Source organism: Desulfovibrio psychrotolerans (assembly GCF_013340305.1).
Taxonomy (GTDB): Bacteria; Desulfobacterota; Desulfovibrionia; order Desulfovibrionales; family Desulfovibrionaceae; genus Halodesulfovibrio; species Halodesulfovibrio psychrotolerans.
On record NZ_BLVP01000043.1, the window covers coordinates 113,165 to 138,156 of the forward strand.

Here is a 24,992-nt window from a genome sequence, read left to right on the forward strand (position 1 = left end):
CAAAGAGTTTTTGTTTTTCTGCCTCCGGCGGGCAGGGACCAGGCGGCCCCTGCACCCCGCATAAGCGAGGTACATCCGTTTCCTGACTTCAGACCCGGCTTTACGGAAATACATTTTCGAAAACAAGGTTTGTCGGCTAGTTGCAGCCCCGGTACACCAGTGTGTGCCGGGGGTTTTGTTTTGTGGTGCATCGGCAGAAGGCGAAGATGAGCCGGAGAATCGTTAAAACAGGAGGGAAGGCAGGTACAGGCTGAGCGGAGGATAGAGGCTTACCAGCGCCAGATTCAGCAGCAGCGCCAGCAGGAAGGGGAGCACGGCGCGGCTTATGGCTTCCAGCCGGACGGAGGCGATGGAGCAGGAGACAATGAGGCACACCCCCATGGGCGGGGTGAGCATGCCGATGGCAAGGTTCATCACCACGATGACGCCAAGGTGGATGACATCTATGCCCAGAGCGGGCAGCACGGGCAGCAGTACGGGCACAAAGAGGATGAGGGCGGCCGTGGTTTCCAGAATGATGCCCGCGCAGAGGAGCATGCCGTTTATGATGAGGAGCAGCAGGAGCGGGTTTTCGGTGATGCCCAGCAGACCTTGCGCAATGGCGGCGGGGAGATCGCGGATGGCCATGAACCATGAAAAGACCGATGCCGTGCAGATGATGAACAGGATGATGGCTGAGGTGATGCCAGACTGCAGCACCAGCCCCGGCAGGGAGGAGAGCGGCAGTTCCCGGTAGACAAACAGGCCGATGAACAGGGCGTAGAACACGGCAATGGCGGCGGATTCTGTGGCGGTGAACATGCCCCCGGCAATGCCGCCCAGAATGATGAGCGGCGCACCCAGCGCCCATGTGGCCTTTGTCAGCGCGATGCGCAGGGCGCGGCTGCTGAACGGGCGTTCGGAACGCCAGCCGTTACGGCGGGCATGCCACACGCACACGGCCATGAGCGATGCCCCGATGAGCAGTCCCGGCAGTACGCCCGCCGCAAAAAGCCTGCCGATGGAGGCTCCGGTAAGCACGCCGAAGATGATCATGGGGATGGAGGGCGGGATGACCACGCCCACCGAACCTGCCGCCGCCTGCACCGCGCCGGAGAAGGCGGGGGAGTAGCCCCGCCGCACCATGGCCGGGATGAGGATGGTGCCCACGGCGGCGGTATCTGCCGCTGCGGAACCGGAGATGCCCGCGAAGAACATGGCGGACAGCACGGAAACCGCCGCGAGTCCGCCGGGGAGGTGCCCCACCAGCGCGTCTGCCACGGCCACTATGCGCCGGGATATGCCCCCCGCGCCCATGAGGTTGCCCGCGATGATGAACAGCGGCACGGCCATGAGGGGAAAGGAATCTGCCCCGGCATACAGCCGCTGGACCACCAGCATGAGGTTCATGTCGCCCTGCACCATGAAGGCGGCCACCGCGCTAACTCCCACGGCCACGGCAATGGGCGTGTTCAGGAGGAACAGGGGCACCAGCAGGCCGAACAGGACCCACGCGGCATCGGGCATGGAAAAGAGGCCGGTCACAGTGCGCCTCCGGGTGATTTTCCGGTTGTTTCGCCAGTTATTTCACCAGTTGTTTTTGAAGCTGCGTCTCTTCTTGTCTCACAGGTATGGGGCCGGGGGGATGCAAGGGGGCACAGCAGGAAGACCAGACTGTGCACCGCCATGACGCAGCCGCTGAGGGGGATGGCAAGAAAGGGCAGGCTGCGTGAAATGCCGAGGGAGGCTGTGGTCTGCGGGGCCAGAAACGCCGAAAACCGGAAGCCGTATATGGCCATGACGCAGAAAAGGAACAGGCACGCGGCATGTGCCAGTGCGGCGCAGGCCATTCTGCCCCGGCCGGAAAGGCGTGCGGTGAGCGTATCCATGCCGATATGCGCACCGGTGCGGTAGGCCACGGCAGCGCCGAAAAAGGTGGTCTGCACCAGCAGCACCCTGCCCAGTTCCTCTGACCAGAACAGGGAATGATTGAGCGCGTAGCGGAAGAACACCTGCGCGCCGATGACCGCCACCATGCCTGCGCAGCTCAGGAACAGCAGGCTGCGGCACAGGGTGTCGAGCAGGGTTGCCACCTGTTGCAGCGCGGCAAAGGGGCGCGCCAGTGCACGTTGTGCGGCGGTACGCACCGGCCCTGCCGGGGTGGTTTGTGCGCGGTTGTTCTGCCGTGTGGTGTTTGCGGGTGATTCCGGCGTGTTCACTGCCTGTTCCCTGTATGTTCCTGAAGTGTTCAGAAAAATACGTGTGATATCGGCGCATTGATACAATTATGAACATTCCGGAAACGTGTTGCGGGGTGTGCCTGTTGCCATTGTTCCCACTGTTCTCAATGTTCCTGATGTTACTAATGTTCCCAATGTCACCAGTGTTCCTATTGTTCCTAACTCGTTTAGCTGCCCGCCGGAACAAGGAAAAAGAGCCGGGCGCGACGGACGGTGCGGCGTAGCGGCGTTTATCCAGCACCTGCGCAGCGTTAGCGCGGCATATGCGCTGCGTATACCCGGCGTATGGCTGGTATGCTCAACTATCCGGAAAGACGCATTGCCGGGGTTACTGCGCGATGGCTTCCCGTAAGCCGCGCAGCAGTTCGCGGATGCGCGGCGCGGCGAAGATGTCCATCTCTTCCAGACGGGCCGACCGTTCGCGGAAGGATGCCATGTCCGGCTGCTCCACTACCTGCATGCCCTGAGCGCGCATTTCTTCCAGATAGGCGGCCTCCTGCGAGCGGTTCCACGCCCGCTGGTACTGTGCCGCCTCGCGCATGCATTCCACGATGAGGGTTTTGTCCGCATCTGCAAGGCGGTTGAACCAGCCGAGGTTGGCAACAGCGATGTGGGCGGAGTAGACGTGCCCGGTGAGAGAGAGGTGTTTTTGCACCTCAAACAGCTTGTACACGGAGAGCACCCACAGCGGGTTTTCCTGCGCGTCCAGCGTGCCCTGTTGCAGTTCGGAATAGATGGGCCAGCCCATGGGGGTGGGGTTGGCACCCAGCGCGCGCCAGAGTTCGCGGTGGAAGGTGGATTCCATGACCCGGATTTTCAGTCCCGCCACATCGTTGGCGGCGGTGACGGGGCGCACGGAGTTGGAAAGGTGGCGGAAACCGTTTTCTGAAAAGGCAAGGCCCTTGAAACCGGCCTTTTCCAGCTCGTTCAGCACGGCGGTGCCCATCTGCCCGTCCAGCACACGGTCTGCGGTGGCGTGGTCCGGGAACAGGAAGGGAAAGGAGAGCACGCGCACCTCCGGAACCATGGTGTCGAAGGGGCCTTCTGTAATGATGCCCATCTGCACCGCGCCGAGCTGAATCTGCTGCAGCATTTCGGTTTCCGTCCCCAGTGCCCCGGAATGGAAAATCTTGACGCTCCATGCGCCGCCGGAACGCTGCTCCAGCAGCCGGGCGAACTGTTCCGCTGCCACATGCTGCGCGGAGCCGGGCTTGGTCACCACGGTAAGGCCTATCTGCGCGGCTGCGGCTGGCAGGGCCATGAGCATGAGCGCCAGACAGCAGGCAAGGGTGCGGAAAAAGGCAGTCATGGTGTCTCCTGAAAAGGCTGAGTGTTGCCTGAAAGGTTGGGCGGCGGTGCCTGAACAGCTTACCGCGCCTTGGCAGTGCTAACAAGTGCTGCGTATTGTCTGGTCTGATGACCGTATGCCGCGCGGGCGCGGTTGACGCCGGAGCCATAAAAGCTTACCGATAGGTTACGATAGAGCGTGTACTTATACCATATTGGAAAGAAAGGGTGCCATGAGCGAAAAGACCTTTACCCACAAAGAGCTTGGCAGGCTGCTGGGCGTTTCTGAAACCACGGTGAAAAGCTACCGCCGCAAGTTTCCTGACTGCATTCCCGTGGCCAACGAGGGCAAGCCCATCCGGTTTACGGAGCAGGCGGGCGCGGTGTGCCTGCGCATCCGCGAGCTCTTTGGCCGGGGTATGGCCGTGCCGGAGGTGCGGGCCCGGCTGGAAAAGGATTTTCCGTGGATAGGCCCCGCGCCTGAACCGGAACAGGAGCAGGCCCCCGTCATGCCTGCGGGCGGCCCCATGGAAGTGGAGCTGCCGCAGGACTATACGCAGGCCATGAGCAATCTGGCAAAGAGCATGGTGAACCTGACCATGAAGCAGGACGCCATTGTCCGGCGCATGGATGCCATGGAAGGCACGCTGGAGAGGCTGGCGCAGGTTCTTGCCCCGAAGGCGGCCGCAGGGACGTCAGGCGGGACGTTTGCCGGGACTGCAGACGGAGCCGGGAACGGAGCCACCGGTCCGAACATGTACTCCCTGCCCGGTGCCGAGGCGTGGATGGCCCGTGCCAACGCCCTGCTGGAGCGTCTGGAGGGGGCAGCCCTTGCCGCCGCACCCTTTGCCGGAACTGCGGATTCGCCTGCTGTGTCATCTGAGCGGGCTCCGGAGCAGCGTTCTTCCGCGTCCGGGGAACGTGCAGAGGCTTCCGGGAACAGCACAGAGGCATCTGCTGTGCCCGGTGAGTCCGTTGGTGAGTCCGGTGGCGAGTCCGGCCTTGGGGCAACGCCGTCTGACCTTGCGCAGAACGCATCCGTCCAAACATCCGGCCAAACATCCGCTTCGCCATCCGGCCAATCGTCTGATCAGTCTTCTGGCCAATCTTCTGATCGGGCATCCGCTCCGGCGCAGGCACCGTCGGAACGTCCTCTCGGCAAGGTGGTGCGTATACGAAATGCGTACGGAGATGTAAACGAATATACGCTGGAAACAGCGGACGCCGTGTCTGACCCGGCACAGGCAGAGCCTGAGAGCGGTGCGCGGCCTGTTGTGGCTGCCGGTCCGCAGGAGCCGCCGCGTTCCCTGCTCACCATGCCGCTGGTCATACAGTCACCGGAAGGCGAGTTTCTGGGAGTGGCGGGCAGGACGAGGGGCAGGTTCTCCATAAACGACCTGAAGGCCATGCTCATGAGTCATTATACCGGCCTGTTACGGTACACTTCTAATTGGCAACTTACCGATAACGGATGGCTCATGACGCTGGAACAGAAGGATGCGCCGGAGTCGCATACCCTTGCCCTGCTGGTGGAACAGACCACGACGCCGCGGGGAAACAATGTGGCGCTTATCGAACACTTGATGATTAACGGCCGGGACGAGAATCCTGTGGAGATGTATAATTTCATCAACAGGATATACGAGCAGTAGCAAGGCGGTGCGCCGCACGGGCTGTTGCAAAATGCGGTCGGCGGTGCTGCCGCGAGGTGCCCGGTGGCAGTGGGTGCTAGGATGCGCCCCGCGCCCTTTTGAAAACCGGCCTGAACGGCGCGTGGTGCTTGCCCGCAACGCCATAAGGCCTGACCTGTTCCGGCAAAGCCCGGCTGCTTGCGGGCGGGTGCCTTAATTCTTCCCGCCGCCGTGAATGCCGGACGGAGCCATGCCCCGCCGGTACTGCACGCTCTGGCCCGCCCCTTCCCATACAATGGTACGATGGTACGATAATGCGATGGTACGATGGTACAGTGATGCGGTGGTGCGGTGATGGGGGGGCTGTTGCGGACCTTGACGAACGGGGCGCGGCATGGAAGAAGGACGCGCCTGCACAGGCATTGCCGTGCGGTACTGCGCCCGTATTCCCGCATTTCCGTATCCCGCAGACAATTTTTCCGGTCAGACTCAGAGGATAGTGATGAACCTTCGCGCGGATTCCGCCATGCTGCCCTCCGTGGCGTTGTTTACGGCCATGATGCTGTGGGCCAGTTCCTACATTGCCATGAAGGTTGCCGTGGGCGGGTATGATCCCATTGTGGTGGTGTTTTTCCGTATGCTGCTGGGCACCTGCACCTTCGGTCTTGCGTGGCGGCAACTCAGGCGGGTGCGGCTGCGCAAAGGAGACTGGAAGCCCCTGCTGCTCATGGCGTTGTGCGAACCGTGCATCTATTTCATCTTGGAAGCCTACGCCTTGCGCTACACCTCTGCCTCGCAGGCAGGGATGATTGCCTCGTCCATGCCTATCTTCGTGGCGCTGGGAGCCTTCTTTTTTCTTGGGGAGCGGCTTTCCCGCAGGGTCTGGGGCGGCTTTCTGCTCGCCAGCAGCGGCGTGGTGTGGCTCTCTCTTGCCGGGGAATCCACGGAAAGCGCGCCCAATCCGCTGCTCGGCAATACGCTGGAAACTCTGGCCATGGCGTCTGCCGCCGTCTATGTGGTCATAGCCAAGCGGCTTTCTGCCTATTATCCTCCCCTGTTCATCACCGCCGCCCAGTGCACGGCGGGGACTGTGTTCTTCTTTCCCCTGCTCTTTCTGCCCACCACGCAGATGCCTGCGGAGTTTCCGCCGGATGCCACGCTCAGCGTGGTCTATCTGGGCACGGTCATCACCATCGGGGCATACGGCCTGTATAACTACGGGGTGAGCAAGATTCCGGCGGGACAGGCAGGGGCATGGATTAACCTCATTCCCGTGGCGACCCTTGTGATGGGGTGGCTCATTCTGGGCGAAACGCTTACGCCTACCCAGTATCTGGCGTCCGTTCTGGTGTTGCTGGGTGTGTATCTTACCCAGCGATAGACGGTTCTGTGCAGCGTTGCGGCTGCGTCGGCATTCCATGTCTTCATGATATGCATGTACACGTATGCATTTTCATAAGCGGAAACGGTGTTTCTGCCGTTTCTTTCGTGCGATGGGAACGGATTTCCGTGACAAAATGCGGAAGGCTGGTGTATACTGACGTCTATGTATTGCAACCGCCTGTAACAATTCCCCTTGCAACGGAGATTGCATATGGCCAACCTGCATGCCGCCATTCTGACATCGCTTGCCGCAGATTCGCTGGCAATGGGCGCGCACTGGGAGTACGACCAGAAACGCATTGAAGACGCGCTGGGGCGGGTATCCACGCTGCTGCCGCCCACGCTGACCCAGTACCACCCCAACCGGGGAGCGGGCGACCTTTCCCACTACGGGGATCAGGTGCTGGTGCTGCTGGATACCGTAACCGCCGCCGGGCGGTTTGACCTGCATGCTTTCTGCACCGCATGGCAGGCGCGGATGAAGGATTATGACGGGTATCTGGACCGCGCCACCCGCGAAACCCTGCGTAATCTTGACGAGGGGCTGCCTCCCGAGCGGTCCGGTGCGCTTTCTTCCGATTTTTCCGCGGCCGCACGCATTGCCCCGCTGTTCACCGTGCACGGGGATGATGCGGCGGCCCTTGTGGCTGCCGCCCGTGCCCAGACCCTGATGACGCATAATTCTCCACTGGTGGCGGACGGGGCGGAGTTTTTTGCCCGCACCGTGCTCGGGGTGCTGGGCGGTGCCACCGTGCGCGAGGCACTGGACGCGGCGGCAGAGGCCGGATACGCGCACCTGCCCGCCGAAGACTGGCTGGCCTTTACCTACCTTTCTGCCGACGAGGACGCCCGCATGGCCATTGCCCGGTTCGGGCAGTCGTGCGGCATGAAGGCTGCCTTTCACGGGGTGGTGCATCTGGTGACCCGCTACGAGGACACCCCGCAGGATGCGCTGGTGGAGAACGTGATGGCGGGGGGCGACTCCTGCGCCCGTGGGCTTATGGCGGGCCTTATTCTGGGGGCGCGCCACGGTGAACTGGCCTGTGCGCCCGCGTGGTGCAACGGGCTGACCTGCCTGCCGTTCCTGCGGCAGTGCCTTGGCCGGGTTCTCTAGGGTGCGTCTCCGGGCAGATCCCCTGTCACGGGTTGCTGCTCTGCGTTCCGGCGGATGTTGGTTTACGCATCGTTTGGGTAGCCTCCTCTCTTGCCCGGTTCTTTCTGGCATCTTGGGTATTCTCTGACACGTCTTTGGATCGGGGCGCCGCGTCTTCCTTCCTTCTGGCCTTGCCTGAAGCAACCACACTGCAGTCTGCCGCATGGCGTTTCTGCTGACATTTCAGGCGGGCTGCCTGCCTGTGCCGGTTCCGGCGCGGTGTCCGGCGGGGCAGGGCGAACTCCGCGTGACATGCGGCTGTTTATGGGTAACAATTCCGCCACGCCGAAGGAGTAAGGCTGCCGGGAAGAAACATGATACCGCCCGATACGGACAACCGCGCTCTGCGCACATATGGATGCCAGCATGTGGAATGACAAGGACACCGTCCGCCGCTACGAAGAATGGTATGATACGCCGGAGGGCGCGTTTGCCCTGCGTGCGGAGAGGCGGCTGCTGGAGTTTCTTATTTCCGGCTGGCCTCGGCGGGGGCATTCGTTTCTGGATGTGGGCTGCGGGCCGGGACTGGCGCTTGAAACCCTGTATGAGACAGGGTTTGACGTGACCGGGCTTGATGCCTCGCCCGCCATGCTGGCTGCGGCACGCAGGCGCATGGGACAGCGGGCGGACCTGCACGTGGGCAATGCCGAGCATCTGCCCTTTGCGGACAGTCAGTTCGACTATGTGTGCCTGCTCACCGTGCTGGAATTTGCAGAGAATCCGCAACGCGTGCTGGAAGAGGCCTTTCGCGTGGCGGCACGCGGGGTGGTGGTGACCATGCTGAATAAATGGTCGCTGTATTATCTCACCCGTGGCCTGTGCCCCTGCAATGATGCCTCCATGCTCTGCAAGGCCACATGGTTCACGCCGGTGCGCATGCGTTCCATGGTGCGCAGGGCGGCAGGCGCAAAAATGCCGCTGACCATGCGCTCTGTGCTGCCCGGCCCGCCGCTGACATGGCGCAGGAGCATGCCGTGGCGTTATTTGAACACCATGCTGCTGCCTTACGGACTGGGTTCCTACGCGGGCATTCGCGTGGATTTGTGCAATGTGGAGACCTTTACCCCGATAGGCGCGCGCACCAAGCCCGTGGCCGTTAAGCCTGTTCCCAGCCCGTAGCGGTTTTCTGCCGCGTCTCTTCCGACATAGGTTTTTCTTCCGCCGGTTTGCGTCCGCCGGGGCCGGATGCGTTTACACTTTTGACAATTCCGCACCATTGGACTATGCAGTGCTGTTTCTGCGCCTTCTGCGCGGAACGGCGCGCCGGGCGCGCGATGCAACGCATAAGATTCCGGGATAGGTTCATATGAGCACCGTACAGAAAATCAAGGGTTTCGCGGACATGTTCTCGCCGGAGAGCGATGCCTTTACCTTTATGGAAGGCGTGGGGCGCGAGGTGTTCGGCAGCTACGGCTACACCGAGCTGCGTACGCCCATTCTGGAGCGCACCGAGCTGTTCAAGCGCTCCATAGGCGATGAAACCGACGTGGTGCAGAAGGAAATGTATACCTTCGACGACCGCAAGGGGCGCTCGCTGACCATGCGGCCCGAGGCCACGGCGGGAGTTATGCGGGCATACATAGAAGCCAATGTGCATGCGCAGGAACAGGTTGCCAAGCTGTTTACCTTTGGTCCCATGTTCCGGTACGAGCGGCCGCAGAAGGGGCGCATGCGCCAGTTCCACCAGATAAACTGCGAATGTCTGGGGCCTGACGAGCCGTATGCCGATGCGGAAGTCATTCTTATGCTCATGACCTTTCTTACCCGCATAGGCCTGACAGAGCTTTCGCTGGAGATAAATTCCCTTGGCTGCCGCGAATGCCGCCCGCAGTATAATGCCGCGCTCAAGGCGTTTTTTGCGGGGCTGGATGCTGGTGCCCTGTGCGAGGACTGCCGCCGCCGCATGGAAACCAACCCCCTGCGCGTGCTGGACTGCAAGGTGCCGGGCTGCAAGGCGCTGACCAAGGATGCGCCCACCATTGTGGAGCACACCTGCGCCGTCTGCACGGACCACCACGCCAAGGTGCTGGCCGTGCTGGACCGGGCCGCCATTCCCTATGTGCAGAACGTGCGGCTGGTGCGCGGGCTGGATTACTACAACCGTACCACCTTTGAGGTGGTTTCCGGTTCCATAGGCGCGCAGGCGTCGGTGGCCGGTGGCGGGCGGTATGACGGCCTTATCCGCCAGCTTGGCGGGCCGGACGTGCCGGGTGTGGGATTTGCCTGTGGCATGGAGCGTCTGGCGCTTATGCTCGGAGAGCGCACGGTTGCGCAGCCGGACTTTTTCATCGCCATTCTGGACCCTGCGGGGCTGGAAACCGCGCTTATGCTGGCGCAGACCCTGCGCACGGCGGGCAGGACCGGCGAGACAGCCTTTGCGGCCAAATCCATGAAGGCCCAGATGCGGCAGGCAGGGCGCAAGAACGCCCGCAAGGTGCTTATCATAGGCGGCGACGAGCTGGCGAACGGCACGGTTGTGGTCAAGGACATGGCCTCCGGTGAACAGGCCGTGGTGCCCGTGGCGGATATTGCCGCGCACGTGTAAGCCGCCTCGCCTGACCGGCTGGATTGTAAAGATTATACAGGGTCTGCATAGCGGACCATCCGGATAGTTGAGAAACCCAGTGTTTCGAATTTCCCCATTCACGGTAAGCCGGGGCAGAAGTCAAAAAACGGTTTTTCTCGCTTACGTGGGGTGCAGGGGGCTCAGCTCCCTGCCCGCCGGCGGCAAAAGAAACACAAAATGCTTTGTTATCAGCCTGAGCGGCCCGCAGAACGGGTTGCCTTAACAAACGATACAACAAACTTAACAGGACAAGACTGTCCGCAGGTCATGAGGAAATGACAATGAGCGACCAGATCGTGGATATTCAGCAGGATCACCAGCAGTACGTTGAGCCCCTTGGTAACTGGGTTCGCACCCACAATTGCTGCGAGCTGAATGCCAATAATATCGGCGCGGAAGTCTGCCTTATGGGCTGGGTGCAGTTTCGCCGTGACCATGGCGGGCTTATCTTCATTGACCTGCGCGACCGCGCGGGGCTTACACAGGTGGTCTTCAGCCCGGATTTTAACGCCGCCGCCCATGAGAACGCCTATATTCTGCGTACGGAATACGTGCTTGCCGTAAAGGGCGTGGTGCGCCACCGCCCGGAAGGCATGACCAACCCCAACATGGTGACGGGCGAGGTGGAAGTGTATGTTTCTGAATGGAAGCTGCTGAACACCGCGCGTACCACGCCTTTTCAGATTGAAGACCGGGTGGATGCCTCCGAAAACCTGCGTCTGGAATACCGCTATCTTGACCTGCGCCGTCCCAAGCTGGCCCGCAACTTCATCCTGCGCAACCGCGCCGCGCAGGCGGTGCGCCGGTATCTGGACGAACTGAATTTCCTTGAGGTGGAAACGCCGTGCCTTACCAAGTCCACGCCGGAAGGTGCGCGCGACTTTCTGGTGCCCAGCCGCGTCAATCAGGGCATGTTCTACGCGTTGCCGCAGTCGCCCCAGATTTTCAAGCAGTTGCTGATGGTGGCGGGCATGGACCGCTATTATCAGATTGTGCGCTGCTTCCGCGATGAAGACCTGCGTGCGGACCGCCAGCCGGAATTCACCCAGATTGATATCGAAATGAGCTTTGTGGACGAGGCGCAGGTGCAGACCATGGCCGAAGGGCTGGTTGCCCGCGTGTTCAAGGAGTGTCTGGACGTGGAGCTTACGGCTCCCTTCCCGCGTATGACCTATGAAGACGCCATGCGCGACTACGGCGTGGACAAGCCGGATACCCGGTTTGACCTGAAGCTGAAGGAAGTGAGCGGCATCTTCCGTGAGTCCGAGTTCAAGGTGTTTGCCAAGGCTGAGATGGTGAAGGCCATGCGCATTCCGGGCGGGGGAGAGCTTTCCCGCAAGGAAATTGATGTGTTCACCGACTTTGTGAAGATATACGGCGCACAGGGGCTTGCGTGGATCAAGATCAAGGCGGACGAGTGGCAGTCGCCCTTTGCCAAGTTCCTTTCCGACGGCGAAAAGCAGAACCTGACCGAGGCACTGGGGCTTGAGGTGGGTGATATTGTGTTCTTTCAGGCGGGTGCGCCGGATATGTGCAACAGCGCGCTGGGCAATCTGCGGCTGGAAGTGGCGCGCCGGTTCGGGCTTATTCCGGAGAACACCTTCAATTTCCTGTGGGTGACAGATTTCCCGCTGTTTGAGTACGATGCGGAAGAAAAGCGCTATGTGGCCTGCCACCATCCCTTCACCGCCGTGCAGGTGGGACAGGAGGAGCTGATGGTTTCTGACCCCGGCAAGGCCAAAGCCCGCGCCTATGACCTTGTGCTGAACGGCAGCGAGGTGGGCGGCGGTTCCATACGCATACACAACCGGGCGCAGCAGGAACACATGTTTGACGCGCTGGGCTTCAGCCGCGAGGAAGCGCAGAAGCAGTTCGGGTTCCTTATGGACGCCTTTGAATTTGGCGCGCCGCCCCACGGCGGTATTGCCTTTGGCATGGACCGGCTGGTGATGCTGCTCACGGGGTCGCCGTCCATACGCGATGTTATTGCCTTCCCCAAGACGCAGAAGGCCACCTGCCTGATGACGGACGCGCCTTCTGAGGTTTCCGCACGTCAGTTGCGCGAGCTTGGTCTGCGGCTGCGTGAGGCCAAGACGGAGTAAGGTTTTCTAAACCACCGTCCGGGACGGAACAATTCGGGAAGACGGCCGCGCCGCCACGGGGGAGTCCGGGCGGAAGACCGTCTTCTCGCATATGCACGGGAGGATGGGATGCTTGTTATTCTGGTCAGTTTTGCCTTTGCCTTCGGGCTTGTGCTCTCGCGGGTGGGGCTGCCGCCCATGGTGGGCTTTTTGGTGGCCGGTTTCGCCTATAACATGGCGGGGCTGACCCCGCCCCCCGGGCTGGACTTTGTGGCGGATCTGGGCATTACGCTGCTCCTGTTCTCCATAGGGCTGAAGCTGGATGTGCGCGGGCTGCTGAAGGCGGAAATATGGGCAAGCACGACGGTCCAGATGATCGTCACCACCGTGTTTATGTGCGGCGTTCTGCTGCTGCTTCAGTTCGGGCTGGGCGCGCCGTTCATGGAAATGTCGCTGGCCACGGTGGTCATACTCGGCTTTGCGCTGTCCTTTTCCAGCACGGTGTTCGCGGTGAAGGTGCTGGAAGACAAGGGCGACCTGACCGCCTTTTACGGGCGCATCGCCATAGGCATTTTGATCATGCAGGACCTCTTTGCGGTGCTGTTTCTCAGTGCCTCGGAGGGCAAGATTCCCAGCCCGTGGGCGGTGTGCGTGCTTGCGCTGCCGCTGTTGCGGCCGGTGTTCTACAGGCTGCTGGACGTGGCGGGCAGGGGCGAGCTGTTTATACTGTGCGGACTGTTCATTGCGCTGGGCGTAGGGGCTGAAGGATTTTCGCTGGTGGGGCTGAAGCCCGACCTGGGAGCTCTGGTTGTAGGCGTGCTCATTGCCGGACACCGCAGGGCGTCTGAACTTTCCAAGGCACTGTTCGGGTTCAAGGAACTGATGCTGGTGGGCTTTTTCCTGTCTGTGGGCATGGGCGGGCTGCCCACAGGGGAGATGCTGCTGGTGGCGGTGCTGCTGTGCCTTGTGCTGCCCGTGAAGACGGGAATCTATCACGCCATTGTGAGCTGGTTCGGCATTCGTGCGCGTACCAGCCTGTTCTCTTCGCTCTCGCTGACCAACTATTCCGAATTCGGCCTCATCGTCACCGCCATTGCGGCAGGGCAGGGGATACTCTCGCAGGACTGGCTGCTGGTAATGGCCATGACCGTGAGCCTGAGTTTTGCGGTATCTTCTCCGCTCAGCACCCATTCCGAAAAAGTGTACCGCAGCATGTTCGGCTGGTTGCGCCGCTTTGAACGGGGCTTCTGCCATCCGCACGATGCCCCTATTGATCTGGGGTCCGTGCGCGCGGTTGTCTTCGGCATGGGACGCATAGGCGCGGGTGCCTACGACGGGCTGGTGCCCACCTTCGGGAAAAGCATCTGCGGCGTGGACCACACGCCGGAACGCGTGGACTTTAACCGCAGCCAGGGGCGCAACGTGCTGCTGGGCGATGCCTGCGACACAGAATTCTGGCTGAAGCTGCGCAGCGACACCGGGCTTGAACTGGTGATTCTGGCTATGCCCAACCATCAGGGCAACATGTACGCAGCCCATCAGCTGAAGAATCTGGGCTTTGAGTGTCAGGTTGCCGCCATAGCCCGCTATCCGGAAGAAGTGGAAGAACTTTCGGCAATAGGAGTGTGCACCGCCTTTAACATGTACGAGCAGGCGGGCGAGGGGCTTGCCCGCAAGGCTATGGAAGGCTGTTTCCTCACCGCATGACAGGCCGTTGAAAAAGGGCGGTCTGCTGCGTTGCCGCGAACGGTGCAGACCCTTACGTATGTCTGTATACGCAGCGGCCCTGCACCGTTCTTGCGCCTTACATCCCGCCCTTTTTGAACGGCCTGTGCATGTTGATGGATGTTGATGGATGTTACAGGATGTTGAAAAAGGGCGGTCTGCTGTGTTGCCGCGAACGGTGCAGACCCTTACGTATGTCTGTATAGGCAGCGGCCCTGCACCGTTCTTGCGCCTTACATCCCGCCCTTTTTGAACGGCCTGTGCATGTTGATGGATGTTGAGGGATGTTACAGGATGTTGAAAAAGGGCGGTCTGCTGTGTTGCCGCGAACGGTGCAGACCCTTCGTATGTCTGTATACGCAGCGGTCCTGCACCGTTCTTGCGCCTTGCAGACCCAGAACGGAAACGGCGGCTGTTGCCCTTCGTGTCATCAGGGACTATAGTCCCCCTGCGTAGAGACAACCCCGCGCCATTACGCGTGGAACAACCCGCCGCACCCGGCGCGCCGCCCTGCGGCAGCCGCCTGTGCAGGCATTCGGACCATAATGCAGCATCCATCATGCGCCCCCCGCACCGACTGGCTTGAACTGGGTCAGGACGTGCTGAATATTGAAATAGAAGGCCTGAAGGCTGTGCGCGACCGCCTGAACGGGCCGTTTGTGGACGCCGTGACCCTGCTGGCGCAGTGCGCCGGAAGGGTGGTGGTGACGGGCCTGGGCAAGTCCGGCCTTGTGGGACGCAAGCTTGCCGCCACCTTTTCTTCCACAGGCACGCCCTCGTTTTTTCTGCATCCGGTGGAAGGTGCCCACGGCGATCTGGGCATGATCCGCAATGAGGACGTGGTGCTCGCCATATCGAACAGCGGCGAGACGGACGAACTGAACGCCGTGCTGCCGACCATGCGGTCGCTGGGGGTTTCCATCGTCAGCCTGACAGGGAGGCCGGATTCCACCATGGGCAGGCTTTCCGATGTGGTGATAGACACCGGCGTGCCCCGCGAGGCGTGCCCTCTGGACCTTGCGCCCACGGCATCCACCACGGCGGCACTGGCAGTGGGCGATGCCCTTGCCGTGTGTCTTATCCACTGGAAGTCGTTCACGGCGGACGATTTTCGTAAGTATCATCCCGGCGGTTCGCTGGGGCAGCGGCTCTCACTGCGGGTGAGCAGCCTCATGCATGCCGATGCGCCCTGCGCCCCGGAGAGCGTTTCCATACGGCAGGCTCTTGAGGTGCTGGACGCGGGCAGGCTGGGCGCGGTGATTCTGACCGATGCTGCGGGCAGGCTCTCCGGCATTATTACCGACGGCGATGTGCGCCGCATGCTGTGCCGGGGAATCATGGACATGGATGCCCCCGCGCATACCCTGATGGTACGCAGCCCGCTGCATGCCACGCCCGCGCAGTCCGTGGCGGAGCTTCTGGACGTGATGGAGGCGCGGGCCATAACCGTGCTGCCCGTGGTGCAGCCGGATATGTCGCTTGCGGGCGTCATCCACCTGCACGACCTGCTGGGCAAGGGCGGCGTGAAGTTCAGCGGGCGGTAACGGCCCCTTTGCGGGGCAATTTCCGCGCCGCTACAGCACCTCCACGCCGTCTTCCGTGACCAGGACCATGTATTCCCAGCGGATGCCGCCCCATTGGGGGTAATAGAGGCCCGGTTCCACGGTGACCACCATGCCGGGGCGGAGTTCGGCATCCACGCGGGGGCTCAGGCCCGGTGCTTCATGCGTTTCCAGCCCTATGCCGTGGCCGAGGGAGTGGGTGAAGTGCGGTGCCTCGCCTGCATCGGCAAACACCTTGTGCGCGCAGGCATGGACTTCCGCCACCTTCATGCCGGGCCGCATGGCGCGTATGGCCGCGACTTGCGCCCTGCGTACGAGGTCCATGGTTCGGCGGAAGGCATCGGTGGGCCTGTCGCCCACCCAGAGGGTGCGGGTCTGGTCCGAGCAGTAGTCGTCCACGCGGCAGCCCACGTCTATGAGCACGGGGCAGTTGTCGGTGATGACGGTTGAACCGGGGATGGCGTGCGGCAGCGCGGCGTTGGGCCCCACGGCGACGATGGAATCGAAAGACAGGGCCGAGGCGCCGTTTTCGCGGAAGAATTTTTCTATATCCCACGCCACGGCAGCTTCCGTGCGTCCCGGGCGGCACACTGAGGGCACCCACTCCATGAGCTGGTGGTTCAGCGCGCAGGCGCGGCGCAGGCGTTCTATCTCTTCCGGTTCCTTGATGATGCGCAACTGCTCCGCAAGCCCGTCCGCCCGCGTCATGGAAAGCCCGTCCGAAAGCTGTTCGAAAAAGGCCACGCTCAGCGACTTGGCCTCGAATCCCACCACGCCCTCTGCCTTGGGAAGCGTTTCCCTGATGAGCTGGTTCATCTCTGCGGCGGTGCGCCCGGTGTAGATGAAGATGCGATCGCGGTCCCACAGGCGGGCGGCGGCGTCTTTGTAGCGGGCGTCTGTGCACAGCCAGTCTTTACCGTCTGCCGTGAGGAGAAGGTAGCCGCTGGTCTCATTCTTCTGCGGGTCGTGCAGTTCGAAACCGGAAAGATAGTATCTGTTTGCCTCGTGGCTTATGAGCAGGGCGTCCAGGTCTTTTTCGCGCATGAGGGCGCGCAGGCGTTCGCGGCGTTCTGTATAGCGGGCAGTGTTCATGGCGGCTCCTGTATGCAGCGGGCGCGTGGCCCGGAGGTTGCGATTAAGGACGAACCTTCCCCTATATTGGTCCGTCTTGCAAGAAGGATGGATTTTGTACCCGAATGCCGTTAGCATGGAGGCACAAATCTGGAAGGTGCACGGCGGGTTGCGTGTGCTTCCGGCAAACCCTGACGGGGCGATTTGGTACCCACGCATGAACACTTTGGTCTGGCTGCTCATACCCCTTACATTCATTATGGCTGCCGCCGTGGCAGGGCACGCGCTGGTGCACAAGCGCGAACCACGCGCCGCGCTGGGCTGGGTGGCGGTGTGCCTGACCTTTCCCATAGCCGGACCGCTGCTCTATTATGTGTTCGGCATAAACCGGGTGCGCCGCAGCGCGCTGAAGCTGCGGGAAGAGGCACTGGCACAGCATGTGGGCAGGGAATGGCTGCATGGCGGACCGGAACCGCTGGTGCCCGTGGGCGCGCTGGACGAGTTTCATATTCCCCCGCGTTACCGTGAATTTGAGCGGGTGGGCCGCTCGGCAACGGGCATGCCGCTGTGCGGGGGCAACTGCATGGAGCCGCTCTTTAACGGCGAACAGGCGTTTCCCCGCATGTTGCAGGCCATAGAACAGGCGCAGACATGCGTGTATCTTTCTACCTACATCATGGAAACAGGGCCGCAGGGCCGGGCGTTTGTGGATGCCCTTGCCCGCGCCGTGCGACGTGGCGTGGACGTGCGGGTGCTTATTGACGGCGTGGGCGAGAAATACAGTTGGCCCCGTGCCTCGACCCTGCTGCGGCGGCAGGGGGTTCCGGTGGCCATATTCCTGCCGCCGCGCCTCATCCCCCCGCAGTTAAGCATTAACCTGCGCAACCACCGCAAGGTGCTGGTGACGGACGGTTTGGTGGGCTTTACCGGGGGCATGAACATAGGCAGGCGACATCTGGCGGATAATGATAATCCCCGACGCGTTACGGATGTGCACTTCCGGTTCATGGGACCTGTTGTGGCGCAGTTGCAGGGCGCGTTTCTGGAAGACTGGGGGGTTGCCACCGGCAGATACACCGCCCCGCTGCCCATACACGAACAGTGCGAGGGCGACTGCCTGTGCAGAGTGATAACCGACGGGCCGGATAATCCGCTGGACCCGATGGCCTCTGTCATCATTGCGGTTATTTCCACGGCGCGGCGGTCTGTGCGCATAATGACGCCCTACTTCCTGCCCTCGCGCGACCTGATGAGCGCGCTGCAATCTGCCGTGCTGCGCGGGGTGGACGTGCGCATCGTGCTGCCCGGCAAGAACAATCTGCCCTTTGTGCACTGGGCCACGCGCAACATGCTCTGGGAACTGCTGCAACGCGGGGTGCGCGTGTTCTACCAGCCGCCGCCGTTCTGTCATACCAAGTTGCTCATCGTGGACGGCAGCTACCTGCATGTGGGGTCCGCCAACATGGACCCGCGCAGCCTGCGGCTGAATTTTGAGCTTACGGTGGAAGTGCTGGATGTGAACATGGGCCGCCAGATGAGCCGCCACTTTGACAGGATTCAGCGCGCATCCCGCGAGGTGACGCTGGAGGAGGTGGACAGTCGCTCTCTGCCTGTACGGTTGCGGGACGCCTTTTTCTGGCTTTTTTCTCCCTACATGTAGCCGCAACGATCCATTTTGTCCTTTTTTTGCCGACATACGGGAAAAGAGCGAGACAGGGGCTGCGGGCGCGGCAGGCGCAATCTGGCTTAACTATTGGTCTTTTTGCACGCCCGCGGGAGGCGGGCAGGCGTGTCTGCGTAACATGCTGAAATGTTGTATGTTGTGGCGTGCGGAATGGTGTTGACACGGCGCGCTGGAGTATTACTATCCTGCCTCGCGCACCGCATGATGGCTTGCGCAAACCACAGGGAACGCTACGCGGGTTCCCCGGAGAATGTTCAGAGATGACACACCCCTCCCGCGCACGAGGCCTGTTCTTCTGCGCCATTGCCTGCATGGCTGCCGTGCTTGCCCTTGTTCCCGCTGATGCCTTCGCATGGGGGCCGGGCGTGCATATGGCCACCGCCAACTGGCTGTTTGCCAACACCGGAGTGCTGCCCGCCCTGACGGGACAGCTCATCGCATCCCACAGGGAAGCCTTTTTGTACGGCTGCCTTTCTGCCGATATCTTCATCGGCAAGGGCTGCGCCTTTAAGCCGGGCCACAGCCACAACTGGGAAACGGGCCGCAAGCTGCTGGACAGCGCACGCGCACCGCGCCTGAAGGCGTATGCGCTGGGCTACCTTTCGCACCTTGCGGCAGACATTGTGGCGCATAACAACTATGTGCCCGCCATGCTCAGTGCCACGCCGGGCTCCGGCAAGCTGAGCCATGTGTACATTGAGGCACAGGCAGACCGGCTGGTGCGCTGGGATACCCGCATTGCCCTGCGTCTGTTTGAAAATGCCCACGCCAAGGATGCCGATACCACCCTGTGCAGCGCCACCAGCGCGGGCAGGGTGCCGTTTATGCTCAAGAAGCAGGTGTTCAAGCACAGCGTGGCACTGGCGGGCGGCATGCCGTGGCGCACCTCGCTGAGACTGTTCCGCCGCATTGCCCCGGAGGCGCAGGATACGGAACTGTTCGGTTCCATGATGGACGCCAGCCTGCGGGCAGTGGTCTCCGTGCTTTCCGACCCGTATGATTCGCCCGTTACCGGGCTGGACCCCATTGGGGAGCAGTCGCTGCGCGATGCCAAGGCCCTGTGCTGCGGGCGCGCCCCCCTTGCCTTTCGCAAACCGTTTCCGCTGCGGTTTCCCCTGCATCCCGCCCTTGCGGGACTGGCGGCGTTGCCGCGTTCGCCTCTGGGAATGCGCATCTAGCCGCACGGGGCCTTGCAAAACTGGGCAGTACTGAGCAGAACTGGGGAGAACTGGGCCGAGTTGGGGTGAGCCGGGGGGAGCCGACGCACCCGGAAGCACTCGGAAGCGCCCGGAAACACTCGGACGCACCCGGTTTGCATCTTCCGTTTTTGTAAAAAGACCTTGCTTTAGCCCGTGCTCTTTGGGTATGCAGACCCATGCCGGATGTACCGGCATGGGCCTTTGCCGTGCCCGTTTGCGCGAAAAGGCGGCAGGCGGCGCGTGGCCGCGAGGAACCTAGCACCAGAGGGAGAGCGAGGGAGAGCATGATGAAAGGACTGCGGGCGGGCATTGCTGCCCTTATGATGATTTTCGTGATGTCGTTCATGGCTGTTTCCGGGGCGCAGGCTTCTGAAATCGCCCTCAAGTATGCCAACTTCCCCCCGGCACCCACCTTCCCCTGTGTGCAGATGGAGCGCTGGGCACAGGAAGTGGCCACCCGCACGGGCGGCGTGGTGCAGGTGACCACCTATCCCGGTTCCACGCTGCTGGACGCCAAGAACATGCTGCGCGGCGTCATGCAGGGACAGGCGGACATAGGCTGTATAAGCCTTGCCTACCACCCCGGCGTGTTCCCGCTGCTCAGCGTCATGGAACTGCCCCACGGGTTCACCTCTGCGGAATCCGCCTCGCGCACGGCTTGGGACCTGTACGCCAAGCACCAGCCTGCGGAACTGGACAAGGTGAAGGTGCTGACCATGTTCACATCGGCCCCTTCTCAGTTCATGGCCAAGAAGCCCATCCGCACCCTTGCGGATCTGAAGGGTACGGAAATCCGCGGCGCGGGCCTTATTTCCTCCGTGCTGGAACGCCTGGGAGCCACTCCGGTATCCATGCCCATGCCCGAAGTGCCGGAAGCCGTGCAGAAGGGTATTATCCAAGGTCTGCTCACCTCCTTTGAGGTGCTGAAAGACATGAAGTTTGCCGAGATGTGCAAGTATGAAACCGTGGCAAACCTGCCTGTGTATCCCTTTGCGGTGATTATGAACAAGAAGCGCTGGGACAGCCTGCCCGAGGACGTGAAGAAGGTGTTTGACGACCTTTCCGCCGAGCAGGCCCAGTGGACCGGACAGTATATGGACACCCACGTGGAGACCGCCCTTGCGTGGTCCAAGGAAACCTACAACGTGGAAGTGTATACCTTTGATGATGCGGTGCAGGCCGAGATTGCCAGACTTACCGCTCCGCTCATTGACGAGTGGATTGCCGCAGCGGCCAAGGCCGGTATAGACGCGCAGGCCGTGCTGAACGATGTGGCGGCGCTGAAGGCCACCTACGAGCAATAACCCCGTGTGAAGACATATGCCGTCCGCCCCGGCGAACCCCCTGCGGTTGCGCCGGGGCGGACACGGCTTTTTATAACCCCGCGCCCGCTGGCGGCGCGCGCACCGTGCCACATTATGACCGCATGAGGCCCCCGACCCGAATCTGAACCGAACCTGAGCCAAACCGGGCAGAACCGGGCAGAACCGGGCAGAATTGGGCAGAATTGGGCAGGACTGGCTAAAACTGGACAGGAATGACCAGAGCTGGAAAGAAGTGGCCCACGCAATCAGATGCGGCGGGAAGAAAGCCGGAAGAATGCCGGAAGAAACCGGAAGACGAGAGTATGAAACATTCCCTGCTGGGTTTTATGGACAGGACAGGCGCGCGTATCTCGCACGTGCTGGCGATTTTTGCGGGGCTTACCCTTACCGCCATGATGCTGCTTGCCTGCTGGAACATGGTAGGCAGGGCCTTTGGCGCGCCCCTGAAGGGCACCTTTGAGCTCATAGGCTTTATGGGGGCGGTGGTGGCTGCTTTTTCACTGGCCTATGCGCAGCAGTCGCGCAGCCACATCTTTGTGGCCTTTTTCATAGCCCGGTTCAGCCGCAGGGTGCGGCTGGCCCTTGATGCCGCCGTGCATCTGGCCTCTGCGGCGTTTTTCCTCTATGCGGCTGTGGAATTGGAAGGGCTTGCGGCGTTTATTGTGGATATGGGTGAACTCTCGGAAACGCTCCAGATAGTCTATTATCCCTTTGTGCAGGCCGTGGCGCTGGGGTGCCTGGCCATGGGGTATGTGCTGGTGGTGGCCTTCTGCAAAACTGTTTTTCTTGCAGAGGAGGTGTAGGCTGTGGAGCCCGTAACCGCTGGCCTGCTTTCCGTTGTTGTTCTGCTGGGGGCTATTCTCATCTCGCGCATTCCTGTGGGCTTTGCCATGGCTGTTATCGGCCTTGGCGGCTACGCCATGGTCATGGGGCGCGGTCCCGCCATGAGCATGCTGGGCGGAGAGGTGTGGAGCGTTTTTTCCAGCTACGGCCTGACCGTGATTCCCTTCTTTATCCTCATGGGGCAGATATGCTTCCACTCCGGGGTGAACGAGCGGCTGTACAAGGCCGTGTATGCGTGGTTCGGGCATATTCAGGGCGGTATAGCCATTGCCACGGTGCTGGCCTGTGCGGGCTTTTCCGCCATTTGCGGGTCTAACACCGCAACAGCGGCGACCATGTCTACGGTGGCCCTGCCGGAAATGCGCAAGTATGGCTACAACGCCATCCTTTCCACAGGCACGGTGGCGGCCGGAGCAACGCTGGGGGTGCTTATTCCGCCCAGCGTGGTGCTTATTGTCATCGGGCTGCAGACGGGTGAATCCATTGCCAAGCTGTTCATGGGCGGGCTGCTGCCCGGTATGCTGCTCATGTGCCTGTTTGTGTTTACCATCATGTTTTTGTGCAAGCGTCATCCCTCGTGGGGGCCTGCCGGTCCGACCGCCACGTGGCGTGAACGATTTGCCTCGCTGCCCGGTTCCGCAGAAATAGTGGTGCTGTTTCTGCTGGTTATGGGCGGGCTGTTCTTCGGCCTGTTTACCCCCACGGAGGCGGGGGCGGCAGGGGCCGCGCTGGCCCTGCTCATAAGCGCCGTTTCCGGCCACATGAGCGTGCGCAAGTTCATCAACTCCGTGAGTGACACCCTGCGCATATCCTCCATGATCATGGTTATTCTGTTGGGCGCGGTCATCTACGGCAAGTTTCTGGCCGTTACGCATCTTCCGTTTGCCGTGGCGGAGTGGATTGCCGGACTTGCCCTGCCGCCTGTGGTCATCATCCTGCTTATCTGCGGCATCTATACGGTGGGCGGCATGATTATGGACGCCCTGGCCCTGCTGCTGGTGACCATTCCCATTTTCTTTCCCGTGGTGGAGGCCATGCAGTACGACCCCATATGGTTCAGCGTGCTTATCACCGTGGTGACGACCATGGGGGCCATTACGCCGCCCGTGGGCGTGACGGCTTTTGTGGTGGCGTCTGCCGCGCCGGAAGTGCCCATAGACCGCGTGTTCCGGGGCGTGGGATACTTTATCGCCGCCTATGTGTTCTGCGTGGCGTTGCTGCTGGTGTTCCCCGGTCTGGCCACGTGGCTGCCTTCCATGATGTAGGGGGGATACAGGAAGAAAACATCCTGCTCACGAATGAAGAAAGGCCCGCCGCGTGGTTGCGCAGCGGGCCTTTTCTGTTTGCAGGAGCGGTATACGACTAATCTTGCTGGGCCACGGCATCGCGGATGCGGCACACGCCGCAGACCTCTGCCGAGGTGGGGTAGCCGCAGGAGGTGCAGGGGGCGAGGGTGTCGCCTGTTACGGCTTCCTGCCGCACAAAGGGTGCCTTGCCGCGTTCCAGAAAGCCCAGATAGAAGGCCAGCTTGCGGCCGGGCATCTCTTCTTCCAGATCGGCCCACAGCTTTTTGTAGGAGGTGAAGCTGGCCCCCTGCGAATAGGGGCAGGGCGCGTAATGGTAGGGAATGCCCTGCAGGTAGGACCAGTTGGCCGTTTCATACTCCGAGAGGCGGAACAGGGGCTTGACCTTGCGGGCAAAGCCGCTGTCGGCTTCCAGCAGGGGACCCTGATCGCTGAGGTAGCCCACGTCCCAGCGCAGCACATTGGAGAAAAGGCGGGCTATTTCGTCATCCAGATTGTGTCCGGTGGCGAGCACGGTGAAGTTTTCGTCCAGCGCGGTTTTGTTGAAGTAGTAGCGTTTGATCTTGCCGCAGGCGGAACATATGGGCCGGTTCAGCCGCTTCTTCACATCGGGGATGGCAAGCCCTTCCTGCGCCATCTCTTTGACGATGAGGGGAATGCCGTTCTCCGAGCAGAAGCTCTCTACGGTGCCGCGCGCGGCCTGCGAGCTGTTGGGGATGGACAGGTCTATGTGCAGGCCGGTCACATTGTAGCCGAGCCTTTTGAGCACAAGGGCGCAGGCGAGCGAATCCTTGCCGCCGGAAAGGGCGATGAGGATGCGGTCTTCATGCGTGAAGAGTTTTTCGGAATGTATGCCCCGCTCCACCTGCCGGGTGAAGAACAGGTCGAAGCAGTCGGGGCAGAAGCCCGTGTTGTGGCTGGGCAGCGCGACCACGGCCGGGGCTTTGCAGCGTTTGCATTTCATGGGGGGTATCCTTGTTGCTTGTGTGCGGCTCCCGTTTTGAAGGGAAGCCGGGCCGGTGAAGGGGGTTAGCCGCTGGAAACCACGGTGCGCACGATGATGCTGTCGCCGTTTTTCAAGGCTGTGTCCGGGGTGAGCAGGCCGCCTTCACGGATGACCAGCACCGTGGTGGGGCGAATGTTCAGCTGCGCCAGCACCACATGCACGGGCTTGGGAGGCACCACGCAGGTTTTGCCTGAAGGCTGGAGGAGCACCGTTACGCCGCGCGGCGCAGGGGACTGGTGTTCTGGTGGATGGGTCATGCGAATTTCCGGTGAGTTTGAGGTTGTGCCATACCGCATTGCGAAGCGGGATGGGCTTTGCCGGTTTCTGCCTGAGGGGGAACTTACGCGAATCTGGGTGATTGGCAAGGCGGGTGATGCCGTGCCCTGCGGGGGAGAATTTCCCCTTTTCGCGTGCGGTTGCTTGTCACGCACGCGCTCCTGTAATACTATAAGGATATTACCTGAAAATAATTGCCCGGAGTATCTCCGGCGGGTGAGATATACTGTGCGCGCATCGCCCGTGAACCCCAAGAGCGCCGAGAACCCAGAGAGACGGCTTTCCCGTGGAGGTTTCCATGTCCAGCAATAAGATTCTCGTTGTCGATGACGAAAAGCACATCCGTATGCTCTATCAGGAAGAGTTGGAAGCGGACGGCTACGTCGTCGCCACGTCGGACGGGCAGGAGTCCATCCTTGCGGTGATAGAGCGGGAAAAGCCCCGCGTGGTCATACTGGACATCAAGCTCGGCCCCGACATTTCCGGGCTGGACCTGCTGCAGCAGATACGCGGCAAGGATCAGGAGCTGCCCGTCATACTCAGCACGGCATACGACAGTTTTCAGCACGATCTTAAATCCATTGCGGCGGACTATTATGTGGTTAAGTCTGTAGACCTTTCGGAGCTTAAGCTCAGGGTGGCGCAATCTGTGAAAAAGAACGGCATGTAAGGAATTT

20 protein-coding genes are annotated in these 24,992 nt (G+C 61.4%); 14 read left to right on the top strand and 6 right to left on the bottom strand.

Features of this window, described 5'->3' with window-relative positions; translation table 11 throughout:
- Nucleotides 1–222 precede the first annotated feature (222 nt).
- From HUV26_RS16205 to HUV26_RS16215, 3 genes are all read right to left on the bottom strand, one after another.
- Nucleotides 223–1,524, bottom strand: coding sequence for a TRAP transporter large permease (locus HUV26_RS16205; RefSeq protein WP_243451422.1), 1,302 nt, complete (start codon nucleotides 1,522–1,524; stop codon nucleotides 223–225).
- Entirely contained in the window at nucleotides 1,521–2,198 is a 678-nt protein-coding gene (locus HUV26_RS16210) for a TRAP transporter small permease (protein ID WP_174411180.1), read from the bottom strand. The genes HUV26_RS16205 and HUV26_RS16210 overlap by 4 nt, the downstream gene beginning before the upstream one ends.
- A gap of 349 nt (nucleotides 2,199–2,547) precedes the next feature.
- Nucleotides 2,548–3,528 carry a TRAP transporter substrate-binding protein gene (locus HUV26_RS16215; protein WP_174411181.1) on the bottom strand — a complete coding sequence of 327 codons (981 nt, stop codon included), beginning with the start codon at nucleotides 3,526–3,528 and terminating at the stop codon, nucleotides 2,548–2,550.
- A gap of 211 nt (nucleotides 3,529–3,739) precedes the next feature.
- Here HUV26_RS16215 and HUV26_RS16220 point away from each other — a divergent pair, with 211 nt between their 5' ends.
- The 8 genes from HUV26_RS16220 (at nucleotide 3,740) to HUV26_RS16255 (ending at nucleotide 15,589) form a co-directional block, all read left to right on the top strand.
- Entirely contained in the window at nucleotides 3,740–5,158 is a 1,419-nt protein-coding gene (locus HUV26_RS16220) for a MerR family transcriptional regulator (RefSeq protein ID WP_174411182.1), read from the top strand.
- A gap of 373 nt (nucleotides 5,159–5,531) precedes the next feature.
- Nucleotides 5,532–6,518, top strand: a complete 987-nt coding sequence (locus HUV26_RS16225) for a DMT family transporter (RefSeq protein ID WP_308483166.1) — start codon at nucleotides 5,532–5,534, stop codon at nucleotides 6,516–6,518.
- Between the two features lie 213 nt (nucleotides 6,519–6,731).
- On the top strand, nucleotides 6,732–7,634 hold the full coding sequence (locus HUV26_RS16230; protein WP_174411183.1) for an ADP-ribosylglycohydrolase family protein: 903 nt from the start codon (nucleotides 6,732–6,734) through the stop codon (nucleotides 7,632–7,634).
- 405 nt (nucleotides 7,635–8,039) lie between these two features.
- Nucleotides 8,040–8,792, top strand: coding sequence for a class I SAM-dependent methyltransferase (locus HUV26_RS16235; protein ID WP_174411184.1), 753 nt, complete (start codon nucleotides 8,040–8,042; stop codon nucleotides 8,790–8,792).
- A 187-nt stretch (nucleotides 8,793–8,979) separates the two neighbouring features.
- Nucleotides 8,980–10,218 carry a histidine--tRNA ligase gene (hisS, locus tag HUV26_RS16240; protein ID WP_174411185.1) on the top strand — a complete coding sequence of 413 codons (1,239 nt, stop codon included), beginning with the start codon at nucleotides 8,980–8,982 and terminating at the stop codon, nucleotides 10,216–10,218.
- Nucleotides 10,219–10,520: 302 nt separating this feature from the next.
- Complete coding sequence (gene aspS, locus HUV26_RS16245) at nucleotides 10,521–12,341, top strand: aspartate--tRNA ligase (RefSeq protein WP_174411186.1); 1,821 nt, start codon at nucleotides 10,521–10,523, stop codon at nucleotides 12,339–12,341.
- Nucleotides 12,342–12,449: 108 nt separating this feature from the next.
- Nucleotides 12,450–14,027 (top strand): cation:proton antiporter domain-containing protein, encoded by a 1,578-nt coding sequence (locus HUV26_RS16250; RefSeq protein ID WP_174411187.1) that lies wholly within the window; start codon nucleotides 12,450–12,452, stop codon nucleotides 14,025–14,027.
- Between the two features lie 563 nt (nucleotides 14,028–14,590).
- Nucleotides 14,591–15,589 carry a KpsF/GutQ family sugar-phosphate isomerase gene (locus tag HUV26_RS16255; RefSeq protein ID WP_174411188.1) on the top strand — a complete coding sequence of 333 codons (999 nt, stop codon included), beginning with the start codon at nucleotides 14,591–14,593 and terminating at the stop codon, nucleotides 15,587–15,589.
- 30 nt (nucleotides 15,590–15,619) lie between these two features.
- On the opposite strand, the gene HUV26_RS16260 is transcribed toward HUV26_RS16255, so the two are convergent.
- A complete protein-coding gene (locus HUV26_RS16260) occupies nucleotides 15,620–16,699 on the bottom strand; it encodes a M24 family metallopeptidase (protein ID WP_174411189.1) in 1,080 nt (359 codons plus the stop codon).
- Between the two features lie 196 nt (nucleotides 16,700–16,895).
- Between HUV26_RS16260 and cls the strand changes: the two genes are divergently transcribed.
- The 5 genes from cls (at nucleotide 16,896) to HUV26_RS16285 (ending at nucleotide 22,994) form a co-directional block, all read left to right on the top strand.
- Nucleotides 16,896–18,338: a cardiolipin synthase gene (cls, locus tag HUV26_RS16265; protein WP_174411190.1), complete on the top strand. Its 1,443-nt coding sequence runs from the start codon at nucleotides 16,896–16,898 to the stop codon at nucleotides 18,336–18,338.
- Nucleotides 18,339–18,622: 284 nt separating this feature from the next.
- Nucleotides 18,623–19,540: a zinc dependent phospholipase C family protein gene (locus HUV26_RS16270; protein ID WP_243451423.1), complete on the top strand. Its 918-nt coding sequence runs from the start codon at nucleotides 18,623–18,625 to the stop codon at nucleotides 19,538–19,540.
- A gap of 305 nt (nucleotides 19,541–19,845) precedes the next feature.
- A complete protein-coding gene (locus HUV26_RS16275; RefSeq protein WP_174411191.1) occupies nucleotides 19,846–20,865 on the top strand; it encodes a TRAP transporter substrate-binding protein in 1,020 nt (339 codons plus the stop codon).
- Nucleotides 20,866–21,188: 323 nt separating this feature from the next.
- The gene (locus tag HUV26_RS16280) at nucleotides 21,189–21,689 is read left to right on the top strand and encodes a TRAP transporter small permease (RefSeq protein WP_174411192.1); all 501 of its coding nucleotides are present in this window, start codon (nucleotides 21,189–21,191) and stop codon (nucleotides 21,687–21,689) included.
- A 3-nt stretch (nucleotides 21,690–21,692) separates the two neighbouring features.
- Entirely contained in the window at nucleotides 21,693–22,994 is a 1,302-nt protein-coding gene (locus HUV26_RS16285) for a TRAP transporter large permease (protein WP_174411193.1), read from the top strand.
- Nucleotides 22,995–23,091: 97 nt separating this feature from the next.
- Here the strand turns inward: HUV26_RS16285 and HUV26_RS16290 are convergent, their stop codons facing one another.
- Both HUV26_RS16290 and HUV26_RS16295 read right to left on the bottom strand, forming a co-directional pair.
- Complete coding sequence (locus HUV26_RS16290) at nucleotides 23,092–23,997, bottom strand: PP-loop family protein (protein ID WP_174411194.1); 906 nt, start codon at nucleotides 23,995–23,997, stop codon at nucleotides 23,092–23,094.
- Between the two features lie 65 nt (nucleotides 23,998–24,062).
- Nucleotides 24,063–24,296: a ubiquitin family protein gene (locus tag HUV26_RS16295; RefSeq protein WP_174411195.1), complete on the bottom strand. Its 234-nt coding sequence runs from the start codon at nucleotides 24,294–24,296 to the stop codon at nucleotides 24,063–24,065.
- A gap of 317 nt (nucleotides 24,297–24,613) precedes the next feature.
- Between HUV26_RS16295 and HUV26_RS16300 the strand changes: the two genes are divergently transcribed.
- The gene (locus tag HUV26_RS16300) at nucleotides 24,614–24,985 is read left to right on the top strand and encodes a response regulator (RefSeq protein ID WP_174411196.1); all 372 of its coding nucleotides are present in this window, start codon (nucleotides 24,614–24,616) and stop codon (nucleotides 24,983–24,985) included.
- The last annotated feature ends 7 nt before the right edge of the window (nucleotides 24,986–24,992 follow it).

Coding starts and splice junctions, on each gene's coding strand:
- HUV26_RS16215 (WP_174411181.1), bottom strand. CDS start 3,528: ATGACTGCCTTTTTCCGCACCCTTGCCTGCTGTCTGGCGCTCATGCTC.
- HUV26_RS16300 (WP_174411196.1), top strand. CDS start 24,614: ATGTCCAGCAATAAGATTCTCGTTGTCGATGACGAAAAGCACATCCGT.
- HUV26_RS16225 (WP_308483166.1), top strand. CDS start 5,532: ATGGAAGAAGGACGCGCCTGCACAGGCATTGCCGTGCGGTACTGCGCC.
- HUV26_RS16270 (WP_243451423.1), top strand. CDS start 18,623: ATGACACACCCCTCCCGCGCACGAGGCCTGTTCTTCTGCGCCATTGCC.
- HUV26_RS16255 (WP_174411188.1), top strand. CDS start 14,591: ATGCAGCATCCATCATGCGCCCCCCGCACCGACTGGCTTGAACTGGGT.
- HUV26_RS16220 (WP_174411182.1), top strand. CDS start 3,740: ATGAGCGAAAAGACCTTTACCCACAAAGAGCTTGGCAGGCTGCTGGGC.
- HUV26_RS16260 (WP_174411189.1), bottom strand. CDS start 16,699: ATGAACACTGCCCGCTATACAGAACGCCGCGAACGCCTGCGCGCCCTC.
- HUV26_RS16275 (WP_174411191.1), top strand. CDS start 19,846: ATGATGAAAGGACTGCGGGCGGGCATTGCTGCCCTTATGATGATTTTC.
- HUV26_RS16290 (WP_174411194.1), bottom strand. CDS start 23,997: ATGAAATGCAAACGCTGCAAAGCCCCGGCCGTGGTCGCGCTGCCCAGC.
- HUV26_RS16295 (WP_174411195.1), bottom strand. CDS start 24,296: ATGACCCATCCACCAGAACACCAGTCCCCTGCGCCGCGCGGCGTAACG.
- aspS (WP_174411186.1), top strand. CDS start 10,521: ATGAGCGACCAGATCGTGGATATTCAGCAGGATCACCAGCAGTACGTT.
- HUV26_RS16250 (WP_174411187.1), top strand. CDS start 12,450: ATGCTTGTTATTCTGGTCAGTTTTGCCTTTGCCTTCGGGCTTGTGCTC.
- hisS (WP_174411185.1), top strand. CDS start 8,980: ATGAGCACCGTACAGAAAATCAAGGGTTTCGCGGACATGTTCTCGCCG.
- HUV26_RS16230 (WP_174411183.1), top strand. CDS start 6,732: ATGGCCAACCTGCATGCCGCCATTCTGACATCGCTTGCCGCAGATTCG.
- HUV26_RS16280 (WP_174411192.1), top strand. CDS start 21,189: ATGAAACATTCCCTGCTGGGTTTTATGGACAGGACAGGCGCGCGTATC.
- cls (WP_174411190.1), top strand. CDS start 16,896: ATGAACACTTTGGTCTGGCTGCTCATACCCCTTACATTCATTATGGCT.
- HUV26_RS16235 (WP_174411184.1), top strand. CDS start 8,040: ATGTGGAATGACAAGGACACCGTCCGCCGCTACGAAGAATGGTATGAT.